The 21,756-nt window shown below is 44.7% G+C and carries 20 protein-coding genes and 2 tRNA genes; 15 read left to right on the top strand and 7 right to left on the bottom strand.

All coding sequences use genetic code 11. The annotated features are described in order from the left end of the window. Window positions 1–14: 14 nt before the first annotated feature. The 3 genes from GXO74_09635 to GXO74_09625 are packed head-to-tail and all read right to left on the bottom strand — an operon-like array spanning window position 15 to window position 2,894. Window positions 15–986: a radical SAM protein gene (locus GXO74_09635; protein NOZ61928.1), complete on the bottom strand. Its 972-nt coding sequence runs from the start codon at window positions 984–986 to the stop codon at window positions 15–17. Window positions 987–992: 6 nt separating this feature from the next. Beyond that, window positions 993–2,105, bottom strand: a complete 1,113-nt coding sequence (locus GXO74_09630) for a glycosyltransferase (protein ID NOZ61927.1) — start codon at window positions 2,103–2,105, stop codon at window positions 993–995. Between the two features lie 18 nt (window positions 2,106–2,123). Then, complete coding sequence (locus GXO74_09625; GenBank protein ID NOZ61926.1) at window positions 2,124–2,894, bottom strand: DUF3108 domain-containing protein; 771 nt, start codon at window positions 2,892–2,894, stop codon at window positions 2,124–2,126. A 222-nt stretch (window positions 2,895–3,116) separates the two neighbouring features. Between GXO74_09625 and GXO74_09620 the strand changes: the two genes are divergently transcribed. From GXO74_09620 to GXO74_09555, 14 genes are all read left to right on the top strand, one after another. Continuing rightward, the gene (locus GXO74_09620; GenBank protein NOZ61925.1) at window positions 3,117–3,599 is read left to right on the top strand and encodes a hypothetical protein; all 483 of its coding nucleotides are present in this window, start codon (window positions 3,117–3,119) and stop codon (window positions 3,597–3,599) included. A 302-nt stretch (window positions 3,600–3,901) separates the two neighbouring features. Continuing rightward, window positions 3,902–4,375, top strand: coding sequence for a PTS sugar transporter subunit IIA (locus GXO74_09615; protein NOZ61924.1), 474 nt, complete (start codon window positions 3,902–3,904; stop codon window positions 4,373–4,375). Window positions 4,376–4,387: 12 nt separating this feature from the next. Next, window positions 4,388–4,726: a hypothetical protein gene (locus GXO74_09610; protein NOZ61923.1), complete on the top strand. Its 339-nt coding sequence runs from the start codon at window positions 4,388–4,390 to the stop codon at window positions 4,724–4,726. Between the two features lie 94 nt (window positions 4,727–4,820). Continuing rightward, the gene (locus tag GXO74_09605; protein NOZ61922.1) at window positions 4,821–5,612 is read left to right on the top strand and encodes an RNA methyltransferase; all 792 of its coding nucleotides are present in this window, start codon (window positions 4,821–4,823) and stop codon (window positions 5,610–5,612) included. Between the two features lie 10 nt (window positions 5,613–5,622). Next, a complete protein-coding gene (locus tag GXO74_09600; GenBank protein NOZ61921.1) occupies window positions 5,623–6,438 on the top strand; it encodes a CPBP family intramembrane metalloprotease in 816 nt (271 codons plus the stop codon). Further along, window positions 6,419–7,972 carry a SpoIID/LytB domain-containing protein gene (locus tag GXO74_09595; GenBank protein ID NOZ61920.1) on the top strand — a complete coding sequence of 518 codons (1,554 nt, stop codon included), beginning with the start codon at window positions 6,419–6,421 and terminating at the stop codon, window positions 7,970–7,972. Before GXO74_09600 ends, GXO74_09595 begins: the two co-directional genes overlap by 20 nt. A gap of 555 nt (window positions 7,973–8,527) precedes the next feature. Next, entirely contained in the window at window positions 8,528–10,186 is a 1,659-nt protein-coding gene (gene nadB / locus GXO74_09590) for an L-aspartate oxidase (GenBank protein ID NOZ61919.1), read from the top strand. Between the two features lie 2 nt (window positions 10,187–10,188). After that, window positions 10,189–10,842 carry a deoxynucleoside kinase gene (locus tag GXO74_09585; protein NOZ61918.1) on the top strand — a complete coding sequence of 218 codons (654 nt, stop codon included), beginning with the start codon at window positions 10,189–10,191 and terminating at the stop codon, window positions 10,840–10,842. A 4-nt stretch (window positions 10,843–10,846) separates the two neighbouring features. Beyond that, on the top strand, window positions 10,847–12,094 hold the full coding sequence (locus GXO74_09580; GenBank protein ID NOZ61917.1) for an MFS transporter: 1,248 nt from the start codon (window positions 10,847–10,849) through the stop codon (window positions 12,092–12,094). 96 nt (window positions 12,095–12,190) lie between these two features. Next, complete coding sequence (locus GXO74_09575; GenBank protein ID NOZ61916.1) at window positions 12,191–12,679, top strand: metallophosphoesterase family protein; 489 nt, start codon at window positions 12,191–12,193, stop codon at window positions 12,677–12,679. Between the two features lie 166 nt (window positions 12,680–12,845). Continuing rightward, window positions 12,846–12,919, top strand: a tRNA-Lys gene (locus tag GXO74_09570). A 165-nt stretch (window positions 12,920–13,084) separates the two neighbouring features. Further along, a tRNA-Lys gene (locus GXO74_09565) sits at window positions 13,085–13,157 on the top strand. 20 nt (window positions 13,158–13,177) lie between these two features. Beyond that, a complete protein-coding gene (locus GXO74_09560) occupies window positions 13,178–13,456 on the top strand; it encodes a GIY-YIG nuclease family protein (protein ID NOZ61915.1) in 279 nt (92 codons plus the stop codon). Between the two features lie 468 nt (window positions 13,457–13,924). Continuing rightward, complete coding sequence (locus tag GXO74_09555) at window positions 13,925–15,013, top strand: sigma-54-dependent Fis family transcriptional regulator (GenBank protein ID NOZ61914.1); 1,089 nt, start codon at window positions 13,925–13,927, stop codon at window positions 15,011–15,013. Window positions 15,014–15,075: 62 nt separating this feature from the next. Here GXO74_09555 and GXO74_09550 read toward each other — a convergent pair whose 3' ends face one another. Further along, on the bottom strand, window positions 15,076–16,314 hold the full coding sequence (locus GXO74_09550; GenBank protein NOZ61913.1) for an adenosine deaminase family protein: 1,239 nt from the start codon (window positions 16,312–16,314) through the stop codon (window positions 15,076–15,078). 239 nt (window positions 16,315–16,553) lie between these two features. Here GXO74_09550 and GXO74_09545 point away from each other — a divergent pair, with 239 nt between their 5' ends. Beyond that, window positions 16,554–18,221, top strand: coding sequence for an L-lactate permease (locus GXO74_09545; protein NOZ61912.1), 1,668 nt, complete (start codon window positions 16,554–16,556; stop codon window positions 18,219–18,221). 232 nt (window positions 18,222–18,453) lie between these two features. On the opposite strand, the gene GXO74_09540 is transcribed toward GXO74_09545, so the two are convergent. From GXO74_09540 to GXO74_09530, 3 genes are all read right to left on the bottom strand, one after another. Next, entirely contained in the window at window positions 18,454–19,644 is a 1,191-nt protein-coding gene (locus GXO74_09540; GenBank protein NOZ61911.1) for a T9SS type A sorting domain-containing protein, read from the bottom strand. A 16-nt stretch (window positions 19,645–19,660) separates the two neighbouring features. Next, complete coding sequence (locus GXO74_09535; protein ID NOZ61910.1) at window positions 19,661–20,908, bottom strand: PQQ-binding-like beta-propeller repeat protein; 1,248 nt, start codon at window positions 20,906–20,908, stop codon at window positions 19,661–19,663. 473 nt (window positions 20,909–21,381) lie between these two features. After that, window positions 21,382–21,756, bottom strand: a 375-nt coding sequence (locus GXO74_09530; protein ID NOZ61909.1) for a T9SS type A sorting domain-containing protein, incomplete at its 5' end; no start/stop codon positions are given.

The following is a 21,756-nucleotide window of genomic DNA, read 5'->3' as shown; positions in this document are numbered from 1 at the left end:
CTAAATTTTGAATTTTAAAATAAAGCCCGAACATACTTGTCAAATCCGTAGCGCATTTTGGAAAACAGGCTCAACCAAAAATAAGCATCCATTTCGTACAAAAATGACGGGTCAAAATAACAATTGATGGTGCAGCCCTGACAGAAAGAAAAACTTCCGCTTTTTCTGCGATAATTTTGCGTCCTCGGACTGAGCCAAAGTTCTTTTAAATTTCCGCAAATGGGAATCCGCCGCTGCACGCGATGGTAGCAGGGCAGCAAAATTTCATTTTGCGGAGAAACAACAACGACGGCAGCGCCCACCCGACAGCGCGGGCGTAGCCTGTCGTTGCCGCCGACGCGAATCAAACGATGGAAAGCCCTATTGAAATAAACAAACGGCGCCCCAAAAAATTGCTCTAGATAATTCAGCGCGTTCAGCGTGATCGGATTTTGTCGAGCGTACGCAAAAAATGGATTGACGATCAACATCAATTTTTCCTTGCGCGCAAAACGACTGAGCTCGTCAATGGCACGGTAATTTGCATCGGTCACAGTGAACAATAAATCCGGTCTTTCGCCTAATTTTTTGGCAATCTCAATACTCCGCATCACATCGCGAAAGCTGCCCTTGCCACGAAGGGTGTCGTTTTCTTGTTCATTTGTGGAGTCCAGTGAGAAATGGAGCAAATCCACCAAGCCGCGCAATTCCTTTGCCCGCTGGGGATAAAACGCGCAATTAGTCGTCACTGTGGTGCGCAGCCCGATTTTTTTTGCGGCGCGGAGCATGTCAGGAAGATCAGGATGCAGCAAAGGCTCGCCGCCGGTAAAATCGACAAACCGCACTCCCAGCGAACGCAACTGCGGGAGATTTTCCAGGACGTGCTCCAGCCGTGCGTCGCGATTTTGGCGTCTTCTGCTTTTCCCTGGAATATCGCAATAAACGCAGCGCGCATTGCAGCGGTAAGTGATGTAGTAATGCGCCAGAATCGGCTTGTTTTTCATCATTTCAAATCATCTTTGATATTGAATACCTTTCCAGACAACGCGGCGGTGGAACACTAATATTAGCGCCAAAATAAGCATGTAGAAAAATGAAAACAATTTGTAAATTGGCAGCAGCGGAAGCAGACGCCACAGTTCAAATTTTTTCAGTAATTTGTACAATATCAAAAAATCGCCAATAAAAATTGACGCAAATAAAATAGCGCTGAAAAAACTCACGCCGGAGAGGGCACTGCCAATGGCAATCAGGTGCACGAAAAAACTGAAAACGATCAAAATTTTTCCCAGCCAATGCACATTTGCGCCGCCGATTGCCCAGCGTTTGCGCTGCGAAATAAAATCAGCGAATGTCCGCACGGGCTGGCTGGTCACCAAGCCATCGCGCGCCGCGGAAAAAGCGACGCGCCAGTTTGTGCGCCGGGCGACTGCGCGCAGCAGAGCAAAATCTTCCGTCAGGCTGTAGCCGACACCCTGATACCCGCCGACGTCGTCGTAAGTCTCTCTTCGAATGGCGAAATTGTTCCCGATCCAACTCAGCGGATAACCCAATCCGATGGCTCCGGCGGCAGCGGAAAGCAAATAGATCCAATCCAGCGCCTGTAATTTGGCAAAAATATTTTTCTCGGAACCCAGCACTGTGAAACCAACGACAATTCCCACTTCCGGCGAAAAATGGCGCTGCATCCGGTGCAGCCATCGCGGCCGGACAATGCAATCGGCGTCGGTGATGAAAATCAATTGCCCGCGGCTCATTTCAATTCCTTGCGCCAACGCCGCTGCTTTCCCTGATAATTTTGTCGACTTATTTTTTAGATTCAAATAGGTGAAATCGGGATTTTTCCGCACAAACCGAGAAATAATTTCGTGAGTGCGATCTTGGGAGCGGTCATTCACAACGACAATTTCCAACAATTCGCGCGGATAATCGAGCTGATCCAGCGCCGCGAGACAGGCAGCGATATTCTCTTCTTCGTTCCGCGCCGCCACGATCACGGAAACGGAGGGCAAGTCATCTTCTCCGACAAGATCAAATTTCCTGTTCAGCCCTACGACCAAAACCATTGCCAGCGCGAAGTAGCCGACGCCGAACGCCGCAGCGCAGATCCAATTAAATTCAAGCAAATTAAACTACTCTCCGCATTAATAATCAACGAGTTCCAGGCTGGTGCGAAGCCACGAATTTCGATAAGTAATTTTTAACGGCAGCCGACGACTGTCAGCAGAGAAATAAACCGACACATTAGAACCGGATTTGGTCAAACGATTGGTCAGCAAATCCGTTTTCCAGGGTCTCTTTTGGTTGTTTCGCTTAACGAACTCCAGTTTCATCTGCGTCGCCGCAAATTTTCCCGCCGGCACAGAAATCCGCACCGTATCCGGCAGCGAAGCGACAATCACTTCCGAGACAATAAATTCTCCGTCCAAAAACAAACGCGTTGTTTGGGACGAATCCGGCACAGAAAAGCGCAAAAAATAGAGCATGGAAAAATAGTCAAAACATGGCTCCGGCACAGCGTAGTGGAACGTGTCGTCCACTGCCACTTCGCCGGCGGCGTGATTAAATTTCAGAAAACGTTGGTAGCGGACATTTTTTTGAATAATTTTCTTTTTGGCAAAGCTCGGCAAGAAATTTGCTTTAGCGAAAGATAGCTCGTAACGATTGTCCACCGGAAACAGCTTGTTCGCCGTTGAAGCGGATTTAGCATCGACGGTCAGCAAATAGGAATCATCCGCTTCCGCCGCGTCAGTGAGATGAAACGTCAGCGTTGCGACATGCATGTTGAAATATTTGAGATGAAACTCCAAACTTTCCGGAACCAGCAATGTTGCAGCATCCGCGGTTTGCCCGAAGGCGAAACTGAATTGCGTCAGCAAAAAAAAGAAACAAATGGATGAGGGTAATCGTTTCATTGGCGTTGATTTGATAATTCGATATTTTTTAAGAAATATGGTACGACAAAATTTCATAAAAATCAAGCGATTTTTGGGCGAAGGAATGTCGGAGATGCAATTTTTTCAATAAAAAGCTTGACTTATTATTTCAAATTGATTAACTTTACCGAATTGAACAGTGTGCGTTGTGAAATATTTTTTGAACAGAATCAATATTTCCCAATAAATTGAGGGGCCAAAATGGAACTTTTAGTGTTCAAAATAGATAATCCGGAAAATCTGAATTTTATTTTGGGGCAATCTCATTTCATTAAAACCGTGGAAGACATTCACGAAGCTCTGGTCAACTCGGTGCCGCAGATTAAATTTGGTGTGGCTTTTTGCGAGGCCTCGGAAAAACGGTTAGTGCGCTGGTCCGGCAATGACGACGAACTGATAGAACTCGCGCAACGAAACGCGGTGCAACTGAAAGCCGGACACAGTTTCATTTTGTTCATGAAAAACGCCTTCCCCATCAACGTACTGGCTGCCGTAAAAAATGTGCCCGAAGTGGTGAATATTTTTTGCGCCACCGCCAATCCCGTGGAAGTCGTCGTTGCAGAAACCGATCAAGGGCGGGGTATTCTTGGCGTGATTGACGGATTAAAAACGCTGGGCATTGAAACAGAAAAAGAGATTGCTGAAAGGAAAAAATTGTTGAGAGATTTTGGATATAAATTTTAGTTTAGAAAAAAGAAAAGGATTTTTGCTAAATTCATCCGGCGCCCTGTGTGCGCTGCAAATGAAAATTTGCAGAAATTCAAGAATTGATTTGCAATTAAATTCATAGTTCCGTAGTAATTTCTGACGTTTAAGATATTGGTCATTCGAATTTAAAATAAATCTTTCGGTTTAGTTTTGACTGATACATTCAAAGAATTGCGGACTCGCTACTGAAGGATAATAATAGTTAAACGTCCATTCTTGAGAGAGAAACTATTTCTCCCTTTGTAGCATTTTTTTTTATTCCCGTTGGAGGAAAGATCATGAAATTGAGCGACATACTTTCAGATGATCTGATAATCATCCCGCTGAAGAGTCAGGATAAAATATCAGCGATTAAAGAGATGGTGGATCATTTGTATGAAAAGAAAAAAATTGCCAGTCGCGATAAAATTTTGCAGGCGATTTTAGACAGAGAAAAAGTGATGAGTACTGGCGTTGGCGGTCACGTCGCCATCCCTCATGGAAAAGCCGAAGGCGTAAAAGAAATTGTCGCGTCCATTGCCATTACCGAAAACGATGTGGATTTTCATTCGATCGATAACGAACCGGTTCGATTGATTTTTCTGTTAGTGGGGCCTCCGGATAAAACAGGTCCACATTTGAAGGCGCTGAGCCGAATCTCGCGCCTGTTAACGCTTAAGGATTTTCGAAATAAATTGCTGCATTCCCGGACCCCTCAAGAAGTAATGCGCGTAATTGAAGAAGGGGAAGAGCATTATTTCGAAACAAATTAGAAAGGGAATCAAATGCCATTTTGTCCAAAGTGCGGATACGAATATTTTCCAGAGATCAAACATTGCCCTGATTGCGACGTAGATTTAGTTGATAAATTGCCCGAAGAGTCTGACTTTTACGAACAAAATTGGGTCGCGTTGCGGGATTTGCCGGGAAACGTGTATGCGGAGATGGTGAAAGAGGTGCTTGACAAAGAAAATATCCCGTGTTTCATCAAATCAGACAGCATTAGCGCCACGCTGATCACCAGCAGCGCCAGCATACCCGGCTCATCTGCCACGATTTTTGTGCCTGAAAAATTCATTTCCAAGGCGAAAAGAATTCTATTAGACATGATGGATCATATTTGACTGAGAGAAACTCCCGTTATTCGGGAGTTTCTTTTTAACAGAAAAGAACACATCAAATCCCTTATCCCGAACTAAATCCGAAACGAACTTTGACGTGCTTTCCAAATCAAAATTACAACAAATCCTTGCACTCAAGCAGAAAAAAATCCGCGAGCGATGGGGACAATTTCTCATCGAAGGCTTTCGCCTCTGCGAAGAAGCGCTGCAATCGGATTTTGAAATTCATGCCTGTTTTTGCCAAAAAGAAAATCTGAAACCCGAGGCATTTGAGCGCGTTGACAAATTGGCGGCAAAGAAAAAGATCGAAATTATTGACATCGACGCCGCAGACGTCAATCGCATTGCCGACACCGTGCATTCGCAGGGAATTTTTTGCATCGTGCGGCAGAAGCAATACTCTCTCGACAACTTTTTAGCAGAAAATCCGGCGTTCCTGTTGCTGATCGATGCGGGGCAAGATCCCGGCAATGTGGGCACGCTTATCCGCACGGCTGATTGGTTTGGATTTAATGGCGTCATTCTCGGCAAGGATAGCGTGGAGCCTTACAACGCAAAAGTCGTCCGCGCTACGATGGGGTCGTTTTTTCATCTGCCTGTTTTTTCGGATGTGGATTTGTCCACTTTTTTGGCGATTTTAAAAAGAAAAAATTTTCAGACAATTTCCGCGGACGTTCACGGAAAAAAATTTTACCATCAACTACGCTATTCTGCGCCGTTAGCTTTGATTTTAGGAAATGAAAATCAGGGAATTTCACGGGAAATTTCCCGCGCTGCGGACTACCAAATTCGCATCCCCGCTTTCGGGCGCGCGGAATCATTGAATCTGGCTCAGGCGGGCGCCGTTATTATGAGTCAAATTCGAATCAGCGAAGCGAAAGAACAATAAAGAGGACTTCATGACAAAATTGGAAACTCCTTCTCATTTTCCACCAATCAGGGACGTGATTGTCGTTTTGTTGCTCACGCTCATGCTGACTTTCTTTTTCGCGCTGGTCGGCGGGCTCATTGGCATGAAAACCAGTCTGTTTTTAATCGAGGGCATTGTCATCGTGCCGGCGCTGATCTACGTTTTGCATTTCAAATACCCGCTGGCAAAAACTTTTCGTCTGCGTCGCGTGAGCGTACCGCTGATGGGAATCAGCGTAATTTTAGGCGTGGGGTTGTCCGTGATTGTCGATGAATTTGACCGGCTATTTCAAATGATCCTGCCCATGCCCGACATTCTCAAACAAATGATGGAAAAATCTCTCGCGGTCGATTCTTTCGGAGATTTGATGATCATCGGATTTTCTGCCGTGGTGCTGGCGGCTGTGCTGGAAGAGATGTTGTTCCGCGGTTTTGTTCAGACCAGCTTCGAGCACGCATTTGACGTGACCCGCGCCGTCATGGCGACGGCGATTATTTTTGCCGTCACTCATCTCAATCCCTGGTGGACGGTGCAATTCACTTTTTTCGGTATTTTTCTGGGAGTCATGGCGTGGAAAAGCGGCTCCATTATTCCGACAATCATCGTTCATTTCGTCAACAATGCCATTGCGCTGATTTACTCCAATGTGCCTGCGGAAAAAATGAGCTGGTACGCCGGCGAAAATCATTTGCGAATACCAATTCTGATCGCCGGAATTTTGTTCACGTATTTTGGAATGAAATTATTTTACAGGTTCAGCGATAAAATGAGAGGAGAAGAAATCAGTGACTATTTCGAAAAATAAAGTTCCGGTCGTAAGAATCGGGGTTTTGCAGTCCACGGAAAAAGTCAAATTTTCCTGCAATCAAAATTTCTTCGCCGAAAACCAGAATGGCGAAATAATTTTTACCGGAAGAGCAGACGAAAAATATCAAGCAACGATAGTGGAATCAAAGCCTGCCGAAATACGCTATCAAGTGCGGGCCGGCATTGAAAAAGACAAATCTCTGGCAGAGGAACGCGCCCAGGAGCTTCGCGACGAAGGGCTGGTCGTAACCATTCGCTGCGTGGGAATGGAATTGCAGACGAAAAATCTACTCATTGACAATCGCGAGTACTGGATCGCTGTGGGCGATTTTGCGGACAAAAAATCGGCGCAAGAGTTCCGTCAAAGCCGGGAAAATCCCGGGGAATATGCGGTCATCGAAAATATTGTTTCCCAGGCGACTGCCACCATTGAATTAGCTGGCCAAAAATTTGCCGCGCCGATCAGAATCGTGCCGGAAAATCCTACGCGAGACACGCACATCACCGTCTCCGACATTGTGATCGGAATTGAATTTCACTGGCAAAAATTGGAAGACCTCGACTACCGCGGCATCGTCGAAATTGGCGTCAATAATTCGGGAAAATTAGTCGTCGTCAACGAGGTGAATATCGAAGATTATCTCACCAGCGTCAACTCATCGGAAATGACCTCGGACTGTCCGCTGGGTTTGCTGGAGGCGCAGACAGTTGCCGCACGCAGCACGGTTTTCGCCACCATGGGCAAACACCACTACAACGCCAATTTTCATCTCTGCTCCGACGACCACTGCCAGTGTTACCACGGCAAAAAACGTGAACAGGATATTTCGCGTCAGGCAGTGGAAAACACCTGGGGCGAAGTGATCATGTACGAAAACGAAGTCTGTGACGCGCGCTATTCCAAAATCTGCGGCGGAATCATCGAGTCTTACCACAACGTCTGGGAAAACCGAAAAATCCCCTACATGATGTCCGCTATTGACAGCGACAAGCCACTGGAGTTTCCGGCCAACACTGAAGAAGAAGCAAAAAAACTGATCGACTCGGAACCGGATTGTTACTGTAACACCAACCTGTACCAACTGCCGCCCAAACTGGCAAATTTGTATTCCACGGAAAATTTATTCCGCTGGACCGTCGAATACAAACGCGAAGATTTGGAAAATTTAATCAAGAAAAAAACCGGAGAGGATATCGGTGAATTACAGGACATCGAACCGCTGGAACGCGGCGATTCCGGCCGGTTGATTTACCTCAACCTTGTTGGCTCCAAAAAGACGCTCAAAATTGGCAAAGAGCTGGAAATCCGTCGCGTTTTGTCCGAGAGTCATTTGTACAGTTCCCTGTTTTATGTGGAAAAAGAAACCGCTGCTGACGGCAAAGTAAAAAAATTCATCCTCAAAGGCGGCGGCTGGGGACACGGCGTCGGTCTCTGCCAGGTCGGCGCCACAGTGATGGCGATGAAAAATATTCCCTATCCGGACATTTTGAAACATTATTACCAGCAGATCAGACTGGAAAAATTGTACTGAAAATTGAGTGCGCTTTTTCAAAATTTGCGCATTAGCGCCTTGGTGGTGACTATTTTAATCATGCGAAAAATCTGATTACCCGGCGGAAATTAGCAGCTCGTCGAGTTTAAGCAGCAGTTTATTAAAAGGTTAAAAACATGTCTTTCGTGTAACTAATTTTTTTTAAATGGATTGGATTTATTTTTACGCAAAACCTGCTTTTTGAGTATATTTATCGTTTGAATAATTAAGGTTCTGATCTTTGCTATTGAGAATTGGGGATTCTCGGTAGCTATGAGATTAGGGGGGGCCAGCATCGATTTCCATTGGTGCTGGCTTTTTTTATGCCTAAAATCACTGCCCGCACAATTTATTCGAACTACTTTTTTTAAATTCAACCGAACCTTTCCAGCCTTTAATGCAAAAACTTCAAAAATTCATTGATTTTAAAACTTATTTGCCGTAAGTTTTAATCAAGACAAATTTGCAGAATCGATTTTTTTAATCGTCTGCCAAATCAATCCCAGAAAAATTTAACAATTTTTATTTTTTTCAAACATTCGAGAAAAACGAACAATGATTATTGAAACGGACGTTTTGATTATCGGCAGCGGCATTGCCGGGCTGTCTCTGGCACTGAAATTAGCGGAACGCGCTGAAGTCGTCATTATCACGAAAAAAGAAAAAGCGGATTCCAACACCAACTATGCGCAAGGTGGCATCGCTGCTGTAGTTGACAAAAATGATAATTACGAATTACACATTCAGGACACACTCAAAGCCGGCGCCGGTTTGTGCCACCGCGATGCCGTGGAACTTATCGTCCACGAAGGGCCACGGCGCGTGCAGGAACTCATCGATTGGGGCGTTGAGTTTTCGCGCAAAAAACCGCCGCACGACAGCGAGCTGGACCTGGGCAGAGAAGGCGGACACAGCAAAAATCGCATTGTCCACGCCAAAGATTTGACCGGTAAGGCAATCGAACAATCACTATTGGAGGCTATCAAAAACCATCCCAACGTGCGAATTTTCGAGCAGCACATTGCCATTGATCTGATTACCGAGCATCATTTGGAAGATTTTGCCGATGAAAATCCGGAGCAACTCCACTGCTGGGGCGCGTATGTTTTTGACAAGGAAAGCAAATCCATCAAACAATTTTTAGCGCGCGCCACGATACTCGCCACTGGCGGCAGCGGACAGGTCTATTTGCACACGACAAATCCCGCCATCGCCACCGGCGACGGCATTGCCATGGCGTACCGAGCTGGCGCAAAAGTGGCAAATCTGGAATTTATGCAATTTCATCCGACGACACTTTACGCCCCGGGAGCAAATTCTTTTCTCATCTCCGAGGCGGTGCGCGGCTTCGGCGCAAAATTAAAAACTCAGCGCGGCGAAGAATTTATGAAAAAGTATCACCCGCTGGCGGAATTGGCGCCGCGTGACATCGTAGCGCGCGCCATAGATGCGGAGTTAAAAAAAAGCGGCGACGATTTTGTGCTGCTGGACATCACCCACAAAAACGCCAATGAAATTAAATCCCGTTTTCCCCATATTTACCAAAATTGTCAGCAATTTGGCATTGACATCACAAAAGAGCCGATTCCGGTCGTCCCAGCGGCGCACTACATGTGCGGCGGCGTGGTCACCGATTTGCACGCCAGAACAAATATTGAGAATCTCTACGCATCGGGCGAGGTTACTTGTACCGGCGTCCACGGCGCCAATAGATTGGCGTCAAATTCTCTGCTGGAAGCGCACGTTTTTTCACATCAGGCTTACCAACACATTGTCGACCATTTCGATTTTGAGAAAAAAGAAAAATTCACTTCTTTCCCGGTCTGGAACGACGAGGGCACATTTAACCACGAGGAATGGGTGCTCATTTCCCACGACAAAGAAGAAATCCAATCTCTCATGTGGGACTACGTGGGCATTGTCCGCTCCACACTTCGACTCAAACGCGCCCAGCGAAGAATTAATCTCATCGTTCGGGAAATCGAATCCTTTTACAAAAAAACAATCATTACCGACGGCATGTTGGAATTGCGAAATATTGCGTTAGTCGCCCAACTAATAATCAACTGCGCTCTTCATCGCAAAGAAAGCCGCGGATTGCATTTTACGACAGATTATCCGCACCGCGATGACGCACGTTGGCTGAGAGACACAGTAATTGTTCAGAAAAATGACAAAATACATTTTGTTGACAATAAAAAGCAGGGGAAGTGAAATTGGATTCAAATTATTTTTTTGCCATCGCCGGTAATATCGGAGTCGGGAAAACCACCTGGACGCAACTGTTGAGCGAGCGATTTAGCTGGCGTCCCTATTTTGAAAAAGTGAAAGAAAATCCTTATCTGGAAAATTTTTACAAAGACATGAGACGCTGGAGTTTTCATTCGCAGATTTTCTTTCTCACCCAGCGTTTTAAAGCCCATCAGGAAATTCAAAAAACAAGCACCACCTGTATTCAAGATCGAACGATCTTTGAAGATGCGGAGATTTTCGCCAGAATTCTCCACGACCGCGATAACATCTCTGACGTGGATTATCAAAATTATCGCGACTTGTACGGGGCGATTCTGAATGTGCTTCGCTTTCCGGATTTAATAATCTACCTCAAAGCTTCCACGTGGACACTTTTATCCCGCATCCGCAAGCGCGGCAGAGAATTTGAGAGAGAAATCGACAAAGAATATCTGGCGCAATTAAATATTTATTACGATAAATGGGTGGAAGAATATTCAAAAAAATACCGCGTTTTAGTTGTCGATACGGACGATCTGGACATTGAAAAAGATACCTCGCGTTTGAACGACATCATTAAACAAATCGGACTTTACGAGACGCAGATGGAACTCTTTCCCAAGATGAAGCAGGTTTGAATTTATGCAACAGGCAATGACCAGAAAAATCAATAAACTCAATAGCAAATTTCAGTCATTCGATAAAAGAGTCTGGTATCTGGTCGCCATTCGCGTGATCAATGCGCTGGGATTTTCCATCATTTTGCCATTTATCAGCCTTTACCTTTATTCGGAACAAGGCGTGCCCATGACGGTTGTTGGCACTTTTTTTCTCGGAGCAGCCGTCGCGCGCGCGATCACGCAACTTCTCGGCGGCGGTTACTCCGACAAAATCGGCAGACGCAAAGTGATGATTTTTGCCGGCGTTGGTCGGGCGTTGTCATTTTTGTTGTTAGCTATCACTGTTTTTTATCATTTTCCCATTTACTTTCTCGGACTCTTTGTCATTTTATCCTACGGCTTCGGCGCCATGTTTATGCCGGCGGCAGATGCGCTTATTTCCGATCTCGTCGCACCGAAAAATCGCGTCGAGGCCTACAGCTACCAGCGCATCGGCCTCAATTTCGGCTGGGCCATCGGTCCTGCTGTCGGCGGCTACCTGGCTTCGATGAGCTATTCTCTCCTATTTTTAATTCCATCGGGTTTATTTTTCATCGTCATTTTTATTGTTATTCTTTTTATTCCTGATTCGTCTGCAGAAGACAAAAAATCAAATTTCAATATCAAGGCGCTCAAGCACTTAGTTAAAAATCGCCAATTCGTTTTTTACGGACTTTTGTGCTTTTTTGTCTTCTCCGTGCTGTCACAACCCTACACGACGATGTCGGTCTTTGCTGTGGAGCACGTGCATATTTCGAAAATCTTTCTCGGCTATCTCTATTCCATCAACGGTGTGACCATCATTCTCTTTCAACTACCGGCAATTAAATGGATCAATCGCATGCGCCTGACGTCGGCCCTTGCGCTGGGCGGTTTTCTCGCCGGCATCGCAATGATTGTCATTGCTCTCAGCACAAATTTTTTCATGCTGGCGCTGGCAATTGTCATCCTCACTTTCGGAGAAATTTTCTTCATTCCCACCAGCACGACCATCACTTCCAACTGGGCGCCGGAATCCCAACGCGGGACATACATGGGTCTGTACGGACTTTTTCAAGGCATGGGACGTTCATTTGGGCCTTTTTACGGCGGTATTTTGCTGGATCATTTTCTGCACAATCCGTTAATTTTGTGGGGCGCCATCGGAGCAGTTGCTCTGCTCGCTTCGTTTGCCATTCCTCACATCAAACAGCCGCCGTCAGGCGAAAGCAAAGCTCTGTCTGCCACTTAATTTGCTTAAAAAACCTCTTGAAACACGCTTTTCGAGGGAACTTTAACAGGGAATAGCCGTTGATTATAGTTATTAATTTTCAGTCAGGAGCAGCGCTTGCAAAAAATAGGCATCATTTCAGATACGCACGGGAAGTTACCGTACCAAATTTACGATATTTTTTCCGACGTTGACCAAATCTGGCACGCGGGAGATATCGGCAGTCTGCATTTGATAAACGAGTTGGAAATCATCGCGCCTGTGCAATGTGTGTGCGGGAATGTTGATGGCTATCCGCTGTGTGCGACGTATCCGGAGCAAAAAGTGATTGAATTGGAAAACTTCCGTTTTTTGCTCACGCATCGTTTTTTCGATCAATCAATGCGATTATTTCCGTCAGTCAAAAGTCAAATCAAACAGCATTTCGACGCGATCATTTACGGACACACTCACATCGCTGATTTGAGAAACGGCTCTGGTAACACACTATTTTTCAATTCGGGATCACCAACTTTACCCCGAGGCAACAAAGGACCCAGTGTCGGCTCATTGACGATTGATGTGAACAAACAACTGCACTTTCAGTTGCATTTTCTCACTAAATGATAAAAAAAATCAATTTTTTTGTTGACTTAAACGATAAAATTTCTTATATTTCGCACCCAATTTGGAACGAACTTTTTGAGAATTTTGAGGGTGTAGCTCAGTTAGGTAGAGCAATCCGCCTCTGGCGGATGGGATCAGGGTTCGAAAGTAAAATAAATTGTGATTTGAGGGTGTAGCTCAGTTAGGTAGAGCAACGGCCTTTTAAGCCGTGGGCCCAGGGTTCGATCCCCTGCACCCTCACAAAAGAGAAAAATATGTGCATCAGGCGGAATTGGAATACTACTAGCTCCGCCTTTGTTGTTCCAAAGTATCAGTCATGCGCCCATAGCTCAATTGGCAGAGGCAGAGCAATCCGCCTTGGGCGGATAGGTGCGGAGTTCTAAAACAAAAATTTAGTGCAGTCATGCGCCCATAGCTCAATTGGCAGAGCAACTGACTCTTAATCAGTAGGTTCGGGGTTCGATTCCCTGTGGGCGCACTGCTTCTTTCCTTTCAAAAATGAGCCCAACGAAAGAAAATACTTTCTACGTTTACGTCCTCGAATTGGAAAATGGCAAAAAATATATCGGACAAACCAACAATCTTCAACGAAGAATCCACGAGCACCAAAAGGGGTTAAGCCCTTACACGAAAAAATTCAAGTTCAAAAAATTGCTTTATTATGAAATATTTTCATCCAGAGCTGCGGCCATGAAACGTGAAAAATTTCTAAAATCCGGTCAGGGAAGACAATGGCTCAAACGCAAATTGGCAGAGCAGGCTATCATTGATAAATAAACCGTTGAGTTCCTCAATGGAAATTTATCTCCAACAATTTTGTAAATATTCTGAGCACAATTTTCAACAAATTTAGCAAATCAATAAAATTGCTACCCAATCAATTGTTTTTAAATGAAATTCCTTACCAACACATCTCATTTCCTATTATATTTATTAAACTTAATATCATTTTTATCAGTCTCTCCCCTGTTGTAAATTAAACACAAACCTCATTTACCGTCAACAAATTCTATTTTAAGTACTTTTAAGGGGTTAACTATATTCCATAAAATTTGTTTGTCGGATTTTAGACATAATTTTGAATTTATTGTGACATAAAAATTAAATTTTCGGACGAATTGCCTCTGTTATTTGCTTGCTTCTTTTAAACTTATGACCTTTCATGATTTTTTGGCATAGAAATTGACTTAATCTAATTGGCGAAAAATCAAAAACTAACGCCAAAAAAATTCTGGGGTAAATAAAATGAACAACTTTGCAGAGGAAATTAGCGAACAAATGGTTGCGGAATATCTGGATATTCCCCTGAGTTCCAGCCAGGAATTAATGAAAGAATTTGGTTTCGACCACTTCTACCCTGCCGTCAGCCGCAGTCCAAAAATTCGGGAGATTTTTGAACTCATCAAAAAAGTCGCCAAGAGCAATTCCAGCATACTCATTACCGGCGAGACCGGGACTGGCAAAGAGCTGATTGCAGATCTGATTCATTTCACCAGTTTCCGTCACGGCAAACCGTACGTGAAAGTAAACTGCGCCGCGCTCCCGGACAATTTGCTGGAAAGCGAGCTATTCGGCCACGAAAAGGGCTCTTTCACAGGAGCGTTTCAACGCCGACTCGGCAAGTTTGAGCAGGCGAACGGCGGCACAATTTTTTTAGACGAAATCGGCGATATGAATCCTATGACGCAGGCGAAGATTTTGCGCGTGCTGCAAAACAAGGAATTTCATCGCGTAGGCGGGAATGATCTGATTCAGGTGAACGTGCGCGTCATTGCGGCGACGAATAAAAATTTGGAACAAGCCATTGAAGAAAGCTGGTTCCGCAGCGACCTTTACTATCGGCTGAATGTGGTAAATATCAAAGTCCCACCGCTGCGCGAGAGATCTGAGGACATTCTGTTTATTGCTGAATTTCTTCGCAAAAAGTTCAGCAAAGAGATGCAAAAAGCGACCCGCGGTTTTACTGAAGATACGAAAAAATTGCTCGTGAACCATTTTTGGCCCGGCAATGTGCGTGAATTGCGCAATTTAGTTGAGCGCGCTGTATTGCTCGTCGAAGAAGGCGAACTAATAACTGCGCAACATCTTTCTCTGTCGGGAAAAGACTATTTCCTCGCCGGCGGCAAAGAACGCCGCAAAAAAAATGGGGAAGATGCTCAGCCAGAGACCCTGAACCTGAAAGAACTGGAACGCCGCCACATCCTCAAAGCGCTGGAAATTGCGCGCTGGGTACAAAAAGACGCGGCAAAAATTCTGGGCATCTCCAACCGCTCGTTGAATTACAAAATTAAATTTCACGGTATCACGCATCCGGGGTGGAAGAAGAATAAGTGATTTGAAATACAGTTGTTTCAGATGTGGCACACTTACAAAGTGTACTACACCTGATAAAAAATTTAACCCTCCAAATCCGTGCCCTTGACAATTTTCTCATAAAAATCAATGCAGCGCCGTACGTACCGGCGTTTCTTGATGTAATTTTCCGGGAAAAAACTGCGCTTGAAACCGTAAATCATGATATTTTTCAACGTATTCGGCCCTAATTTGAAACTGCGAACAGCCAACAGCACTTCATCCGTCACCGTAGTTTTGCTCACAGTGCGGTTGTCGGTACAAATTGTCGTGCTTAATTTGCGCTCCACCATTTTTTTGAAAGAATGGTTTTGAATATCTTTCAGAGAAGGATTTGTCTGTAAGTTACTGGTCAAACAAACTTCAATTGTCACGCGACGGTCGGCGATATACTGGCACAGATTTTCCACGTACTGCCCTTTGTCCTGAACTTTTTCACCCTCAAACTTTGTCATGTCAAACAAATAGTACCCGTGCCCGAGGCGATCAGCGTGCAAATCAGTGATCGCCTGAAAAATCGATGGCGGGCCATAAGCTTCACCGGCGTGAACTGTTTTTGCGAGAAAGTGCTGATGCGCGTACTGAAACGCCTGAATGTGAATTTTTGCCGGATTGCCTTCTTCCGCTCCGGCAAGATCAAAACCGGTGATGGGAATTCCTTCCTCATCGCGGATTTTCACTGCGCCGCGAGCCAATTCCAGTGAACCCAAGCTGGCAATAGTTTTGGCATCTGAAAACGGATGCGCATCGATGAAATTAGCGTAATAATCAGAATATCTCCCAAACATGCGAAGAGCGCCAACAATAATTCCATAGAAAAACGGCGGTTCCTCTCCGGAAACAATTTCTTTTCGGCTGTTGAATTCCTTCTGCGCCCGATCCAGACCGCGATTTACGGATAGCAGCACGGTTTTCATATCCATGTGCTTATTGATGTGCAACTGTGGCGCGAAACGCACTTCTACGTAACGCACGCCTTCAGCCTGATTGTCCAGCGCCAGCTCGTAAGCTATTTGTTCCAGATATTCCGGCTTCTGCATCACTGCGCAGGAATAGCCGAACGTATTCAGATATTCCTGCAAATTATTGTAATTATCTTTGAAAACCAGTTCATTCATCCCTTCTACAGTGTAGCTGGGAAGCTCCATTTTCTCCTTTTTGGCAATTTCAATCAATGTCTCCATACGAATGGAACCGTCCAGATGCACGTGCAGGTCAGTTTTTGGGATTTTTTTGATTATTTCCCGCAACGGGTCGTTTTCTTTCACAATTTTATTTGCCATAGGCGACACCTTTCTCAGTAAAACAATCCCCCGGAAATTGCGGGGGCACTTTTCAATGTCAGAAACAAAGTTTCTCAAGAATTCTATTTTTATAATTTACAAAATATTTTCGAAATATTCAATAAATTTTTTCGGTCTCGAACCGGAAAAAAACATTGACATTTTCAATTATTTTTTTTAATTGAATAGCAATACTAAATGCAATTTTCATTCAACTCATTCACAGAACAGGATTTGCCATGTCATCGGGTTTGGGTGCTTTTTTAGGTTTTTCTCCAATTCTTCTTTCTGCGATACTCCTGGTCGGCTTCCGCATCCCGGCGAAAAAAGCCATGCCGGCAGCGTATCTCGTCGCAGCCGCCGTTGCTTTCTTTGCCTGGAAAATGACATTGCTGAACATTTTGGCTTCCACGATTCAGGGGCTTTTTATCACATTCGATATTTTGTACATTATTTTTGGCGCCATTTTGTTGTTGAACGCGCTGAAATTTTCCGGCGGAATTGCTTCCATCCGTGCGGGGTTTTCCAACATCAGTGACGACCGCCGCGTTCAGGTAATCATCATCGCCTGGCTCTTCGGTTCTTTCATCGAAGGAGCTTCCGGTTTTGGGACTCCTGCCGCCATTGCCGCGCCGCTGCTGGTGGCAATCGGTTTTCCTGCCGCAGCCGCAGTGATGATCGGAATGATGATTCAAAGCACTGCCGTGACTTTCGGCGCCGTGGGCACGCCCATTTTGATCGGCGTGCGCGGAGGGCTGCAAAATCCGGAACTCACAGCTAAATTAGCCGGGGCAGGAATCGGCTTCGAGCAATATCTGCGGACCATCGCCGCCGAAGCCGCAATTTTGCACGGGATCACCGGAACGCTGATCCCTTTGCTGATGATCATGATGATGACGCGCTTTTTCGGGAAAAACAAATCATGGACAGAGGGGCTCTCCATTGTTCCATTTGCCATTTTCGGAGGGTTGGCTTTTACGGTTCCTTACACGCTCACGGGAATTTTTCTCGGGCCTGAATTTCCCTCGCTTTTGGGAGCATTGGTTGGATTGGTCATTGTCACCTTTGCCGCCAGGAAAAAATTTCTCATTCCCAAAGATTCCTGGGATTTTCCCGATCGCGCCGACTGGGCGCAGGAATGGCTGGGCACCATTGACATCAGATTGGACGAAGTCACCGACAAAAAAATTCCGGTCTGGCTGGCATGGCTGCCCTATTTATTTGTGGCGCTGCTGTTGGTACTCACGCGATTGCCGTTTTTGCCTTTCGGTAGATGGCTCAAATCAGTCTCCCTGCACTGGAATGGCGTGTTTGGCTCTCCCATTAATGCCGCCACGACTCCGCTCTATTTGCCGGGAACGATACTGATTCTGGTCGTGCTGCTGACGATTTTTCTCCATCGCATGAAACGAACGCAAGTTCAAAAAGCATTTTTCGACTCCACCAAAATTCTGCTGGGCGCAGGATTTGTGCTGATTTTTACCGTGCCCATGGTGCGCATTTACATTAACAGCGGAATTAACAGCGTTCATCTTCCCAGTATGCCGGTTGCCATGGCGCAGTGGGTCGCTGATACAGTCGGGAAAATCTGGCCTCTGTTCGCGCCCTGGATCGGCGCGCTGGGCGCATTCATTGCCGGAAGCAACACTGTGTCCAATCTCATGTTCAGCTTGTTCCAGCACAGCGTGGCGGAAAAACTGGCGATCTCACCTGATTTCACCGTGGCGCTGCAAGCCGTAGGTGCTGCTGCCGGAAACATGATTGCCATTCACAACGTGGTAGCAGCCTCTGCCACCGTCGGCTTGCTCGGCAGAGAGGGCGTCACTCTGCGCAAAACCTTCATTCCTACATTTTACTACGTGACCGTTGTCGGAATTTTAGGGTTGATTGCAATTTATCTGCTCTGAAACAAGCGCAGGTGCCACATCGTGAAGAAGTATTGCATCTTCGCGGACAGCTTTAAGGAAGAAGTGATCCACTTTTAAAGCGGACGGCACCGAAAAAAGCCCTTGCATATTTTGCAGATAAAAACCATCCGCATGAATCTGCGTTATCAGCGAGAGACTTTTTCACGCAGATAACGCAGATTAGCGCAGAAAGATTGAAGTGAAGCACACCTTGAAGGTGTACTGCATTTTTCTACTTCACCAACAAAACTTTCTGCAAATGATTCTCTCTCCCGACCTGCAAATTCACCAAATAAACACCCGCAGGCAATGACTTTCCGTCAAAGATAGCAGTATGAGTCCCTGCCGATTGCCTTTCCGTAATTAGTATGGCGACTTTCTGCCCGGCGATGTTGTAAACGGACAAAGTGACGCGGGATTCTCGTGGAAGATTATAGTTTATTTGAGTTTCCGGGTTGAAGGGATTGGGATAGACAGAAAAAATAGATAATTCTCCTTCTTTTTTAAGTTCCCTGTTCTCCGGATCGCTTGGTAATTGCTTAGATGGATTGCCCTGAATCGGTGCAAACTTTGAAGGATCGGATTCCGGCGATTGAGAGCCGAATGCCGTGGCATAATAACTAAAACGATTGCCGCCATGATGGAGAATCACATCGTTATCCGTCCAACTAGACGCTGTCAGATTTGATGCCACACGATAATAAGGTCCGGCATCTACGCTTTGATAAATATTGTATTTGAATGTCACACCTGTCGGTTGAGACGGTTTGAGCCAAGTGAAATGAGGGTGTGGGTATCTGGTGGAATCAAAGTGGAAATTTTGGGGTGGGGTGGGCTCAAAACAAGACCGAACCGGGCTACCAACATTAAACATTTCCCAAACACCGATAGTGCTCTTGTTGTTAATATTATTAAATGGCCAATGTGCTTCGTCTGCTGAATATTTAAATGAAAGACTTTGCCCATCAAATATTATGAAAATATCTATTAAACTACTATAAGGTTGTTGCCCAGAACCTACATATCTACAATCTCGATAATCTAATTTAAAATAAATTGATTGACCGGCATAAGTTGTTTGAATTTTATACACGCCATAGGTAACAACGCCTCCATATTGACCTCCGTGATCTCCTTGAATAGAAGTAACAAAATCGAATCCGTCCTGCCAATCATCATAAATATTCCCGTATTCAATGGAGCTTCCGTTGAAACTAAAAGTATGACCATTGTATCCATCAGTTATATCAAATGAATCATCCCAGGAAATTCCAATTTTTTGCACCTTGATTGTCGTTGAATATCCATCAGGAACATTGACTGTTCCAATAAATAGCTCATATGGATGGTTTTTTATTCCCTCTGCCATTAGCTGCAAATAAAATAAAACAAGCATCGCTACGAAATATGCAATTTTTCTCATTTTATACCTTTCTTTTTTATTCAATTATATATAATTTTGATTCTGCTAAATCATATGACAATGAAATTACATACATCTTACCATCTGAAGAAATAGATAGCGCACAAGAAGTATATCCACGAAAAGGAAGACCTAATTTCCAGTTTAAAAATCCGGTGGTTGAGATGGAAAAAATATTACTCTCCCCAGAGTACGGTGATATCAGGTATATATTCCCCTCAGAATCACAAGTTAAGTGTGCTCCGGAACCACCGACACCGCGTATAATCCATCTTAATTCCCCGGAATAATCCAGGGAATACAAATCATCAACAGTAAGGAAATAGAAATTACCCATTCTATCAATTGTAGGAGCGGCACTACAATCTATGCGATCGTTTTCTCTATTTTTATGAGGGCCTATCGAAAACTCCCAAATTAATTTTCCATTTTCATTTATTGCTGCATAAGTTGAATCGCTCGTTGCAGCATAGACTCTCCCGTAAGAATCCACAAGAAGATTAATTGCAAAGGGATAGTCCCACATCAAATTTCCATTGTTATCCATCGCCTTTAAAGTCCCAGAACTCACAGAGTAAACATATATGGTATTTCCATCGGGCGAAATAAGTGCTCGCGTATTACCATATCCAGGTAGCGACCATTTAGCTGTACCATCGCTGTTGAGAGCATAAAAATTTTCCACCGTGCTAAAATATAATGTACCGTCTAACCCAATATTTGCGCCTCGAAGGTCGCCCGTAATTTCGGAATCAGTGCAAAACTTCCATTTAATTGAGCCGTCTGGGTTGATGGCATAGAAGCAGCCATCCGTAGAACCAATGTAAATGATTCCGTCTTTATCAATTAATGGCGAGTTATAAATATCATAGCCATCCAGATTGACTTTCCAAATAAGGTTGCCGCTTTTGTCAAACTTGAATAAATAGCCATCCGTCTGTTGCAGTGAATCGCTCCAGATGTTCCCCACAGATAAATAAACATGCCCTTCAGACCCAATTGTAGTAAAAGTGAATTTACTTCCTCCTTGAGCGATTGTCACAGTTTTTGAAATTCTCCCTTTCGTCGGGCCTGGATACGGCGATCTACCCGAACCTTGAGGATCATGATGAAACATAGGCCATGGACTATCTGCCAGAGAAGGCCAGGGAATATCCTGCTGCGGATGAATATTTTCGTCCGCCGGCCCGGTGCTGTTTTTCTTTTGGCAGGCAAAAGTTAGAAAAACAGCGAGCAGCGCCAGGAAAATCATTTTGGCTTTCATAACCGCTTCCTGTTTTAATGAGTTAAAAATATCAGTAATTTTGATGAATGTTTATCGCGGGTCCGTTGTTATTTTTGAGTTGAACATTTGCCAAAAGCAGGCAATGAGAAAGAGATTCAGCGGTAGAACTGACGAAAGGCGAATAAAACAGGCTGCGGTAAGCTGTCATGCCTGCCTTTGCTTTAGCTGTCTTAAATTAAAAAAAAAAAAGATAAAGTCAAGTATTTTTTTACGTTTTTTCAGAAGAAACTACACGAGATGCCGAATAACCAGTGCCCGACTGCTGAAACCAATTCCCAAGATTGCCCTCGCAGATTTTGCAGATAAAAACCATCAGCGTGAATCTGCGCTATCAGCGAGAGATTTTTTTCACGCAGATCCGCCAGAGGCGGACAAGCCAGAGGCGGACAAATTCTGCAGATCAGCGCAGAAAGATTAAGATTTTTTGCACCTTGAAGGTGTACTGCATTTTTCTACTTCACCAACAAAACTTTCTGCAAATGATTCTCTCTCCCGACCTGCAAATTCACCAAATAAATACCCGCAGGCAATGACTTTCCGTCAAAGATAGCAGTATGAGTCCCTGCCGGTTGCCGTCCCGCAGCCAGTGTGGCGACTTTCTGTCCGGCGATGTTGTAAACTGACAAAGTGACACGGGATTCTCGTGGAAGATTATAGCTTATTTGGGTTTCCGGGTTGAAAGGATTGGGATAAATTTCTAATGAAATAGGTGCATTTACTGTCCTTTGACTGGTATTGTATGAAATTTCTTTTTCAGATAGTGGTTTAGAAACATACCCATTAATGGAAACAGAATTTGATGGGTCAGAGTCAGGTGAATCAGACAA

The organism is Calditrichota bacterium (assembly GCA_013152715.1).
Classification (GTDB): Bacteria; Zhuqueibacterota; Zhuqueibacteria; order Thermofontimicrobiales; family Thermofontimicrobiaceae; genus 4484-87.
Note: the sequence above shows the minus strand (reverse complement) of the source record. Positions and strands in the feature narration are given on the sequence as shown.

Bases quoted from the DNA above. Each gene is read 5' to 3' on its own strand.
- GXO74_09635 (NOZ61928.1), bottom strand. From the start codon at position 986: ATGATGAAAAACAAGCCGATTCTGGCGCATTACTACATCACTTACCGC.
- GXO74_09625 (NOZ61926.1), bottom strand. From the start codon at position 2,894: ATGAAACGATTACCCTCATCCATTTGTTTCTTTTTTTTGCTGACGCAA.
- GXO74_09620 (NOZ61925.1), top strand. From the start codon at position 3,117: ATGGAACTTTTAGTGTTCAAAATAGATAATCCGGAAAATCTGAATTTT.
- GXO74_09615 (NOZ61924.1), top strand. From the start codon at position 3,902: ATGAAATTGAGCGACATACTTTCAGATGATCTGATAATCATCCCGCTG.
- GXO74_09610 (NOZ61923.1), top strand. From the start codon at position 4,388: ATGCCATTTTGTCCAAAGTGCGGATACGAATATTTTCCAGAGATCAAA.
- GXO74_09600 (NOZ61921.1), top strand. From the start codon at position 5,623: ATGACAAAATTGGAAACTCCTTCTCATTTTCCACCAATCAGGGACGTG.
- nadB (NOZ61919.1), top strand. From the start codon at position 8,528: ATGATTATTGAAACGGACGTTTTGATTATCGGCAGCGGCATTGCCGGG.
- GXO74_09580 (NOZ61917.1), top strand. From the start codon at position 10,847: ATGCAACAGGCAATGACCAGAAAAATCAATAAACTCAATAGCAAATTT.
- GXO74_09560 (NOZ61915.1), top strand. From the start codon at position 13,178: ATGAGCCCAACGAAAGAAAATACTTTCTACGTTTACGTCCTCGAATTG.
- GXO74_09555 (NOZ61914.1), top strand. From the start codon at position 13,925: ATGAACAACTTTGCAGAGGAAATTAGCGAACAAATGGTTGCGGAATAT.
- GXO74_09550 (NOZ61913.1), bottom strand. From the start codon at position 16,314: ATGGCAAATAAAATTGTGAAAGAAAACGACCCGTTGCGGGAAATAATC.
- GXO74_09545 (NOZ61912.1), top strand. From the start codon at position 16,554: ATGTCATCGGGTTTGGGTGCTTTTTTAGGTTTTTCTCCAATTCTTCTT.
- GXO74_09540 (NOZ61911.1), bottom strand. From the start codon at position 19,644: ATGAGAAAAATTGCATATTTCGTAGCGATGCTTGTTTTATTTTATTTG.
- GXO74_09535 (NOZ61910.1), bottom strand. From the start codon at position 20,908: ATGAAAGCCAAAATGATTTTCCTGGCGCTGCTCGCTGTTTTTCTAACT.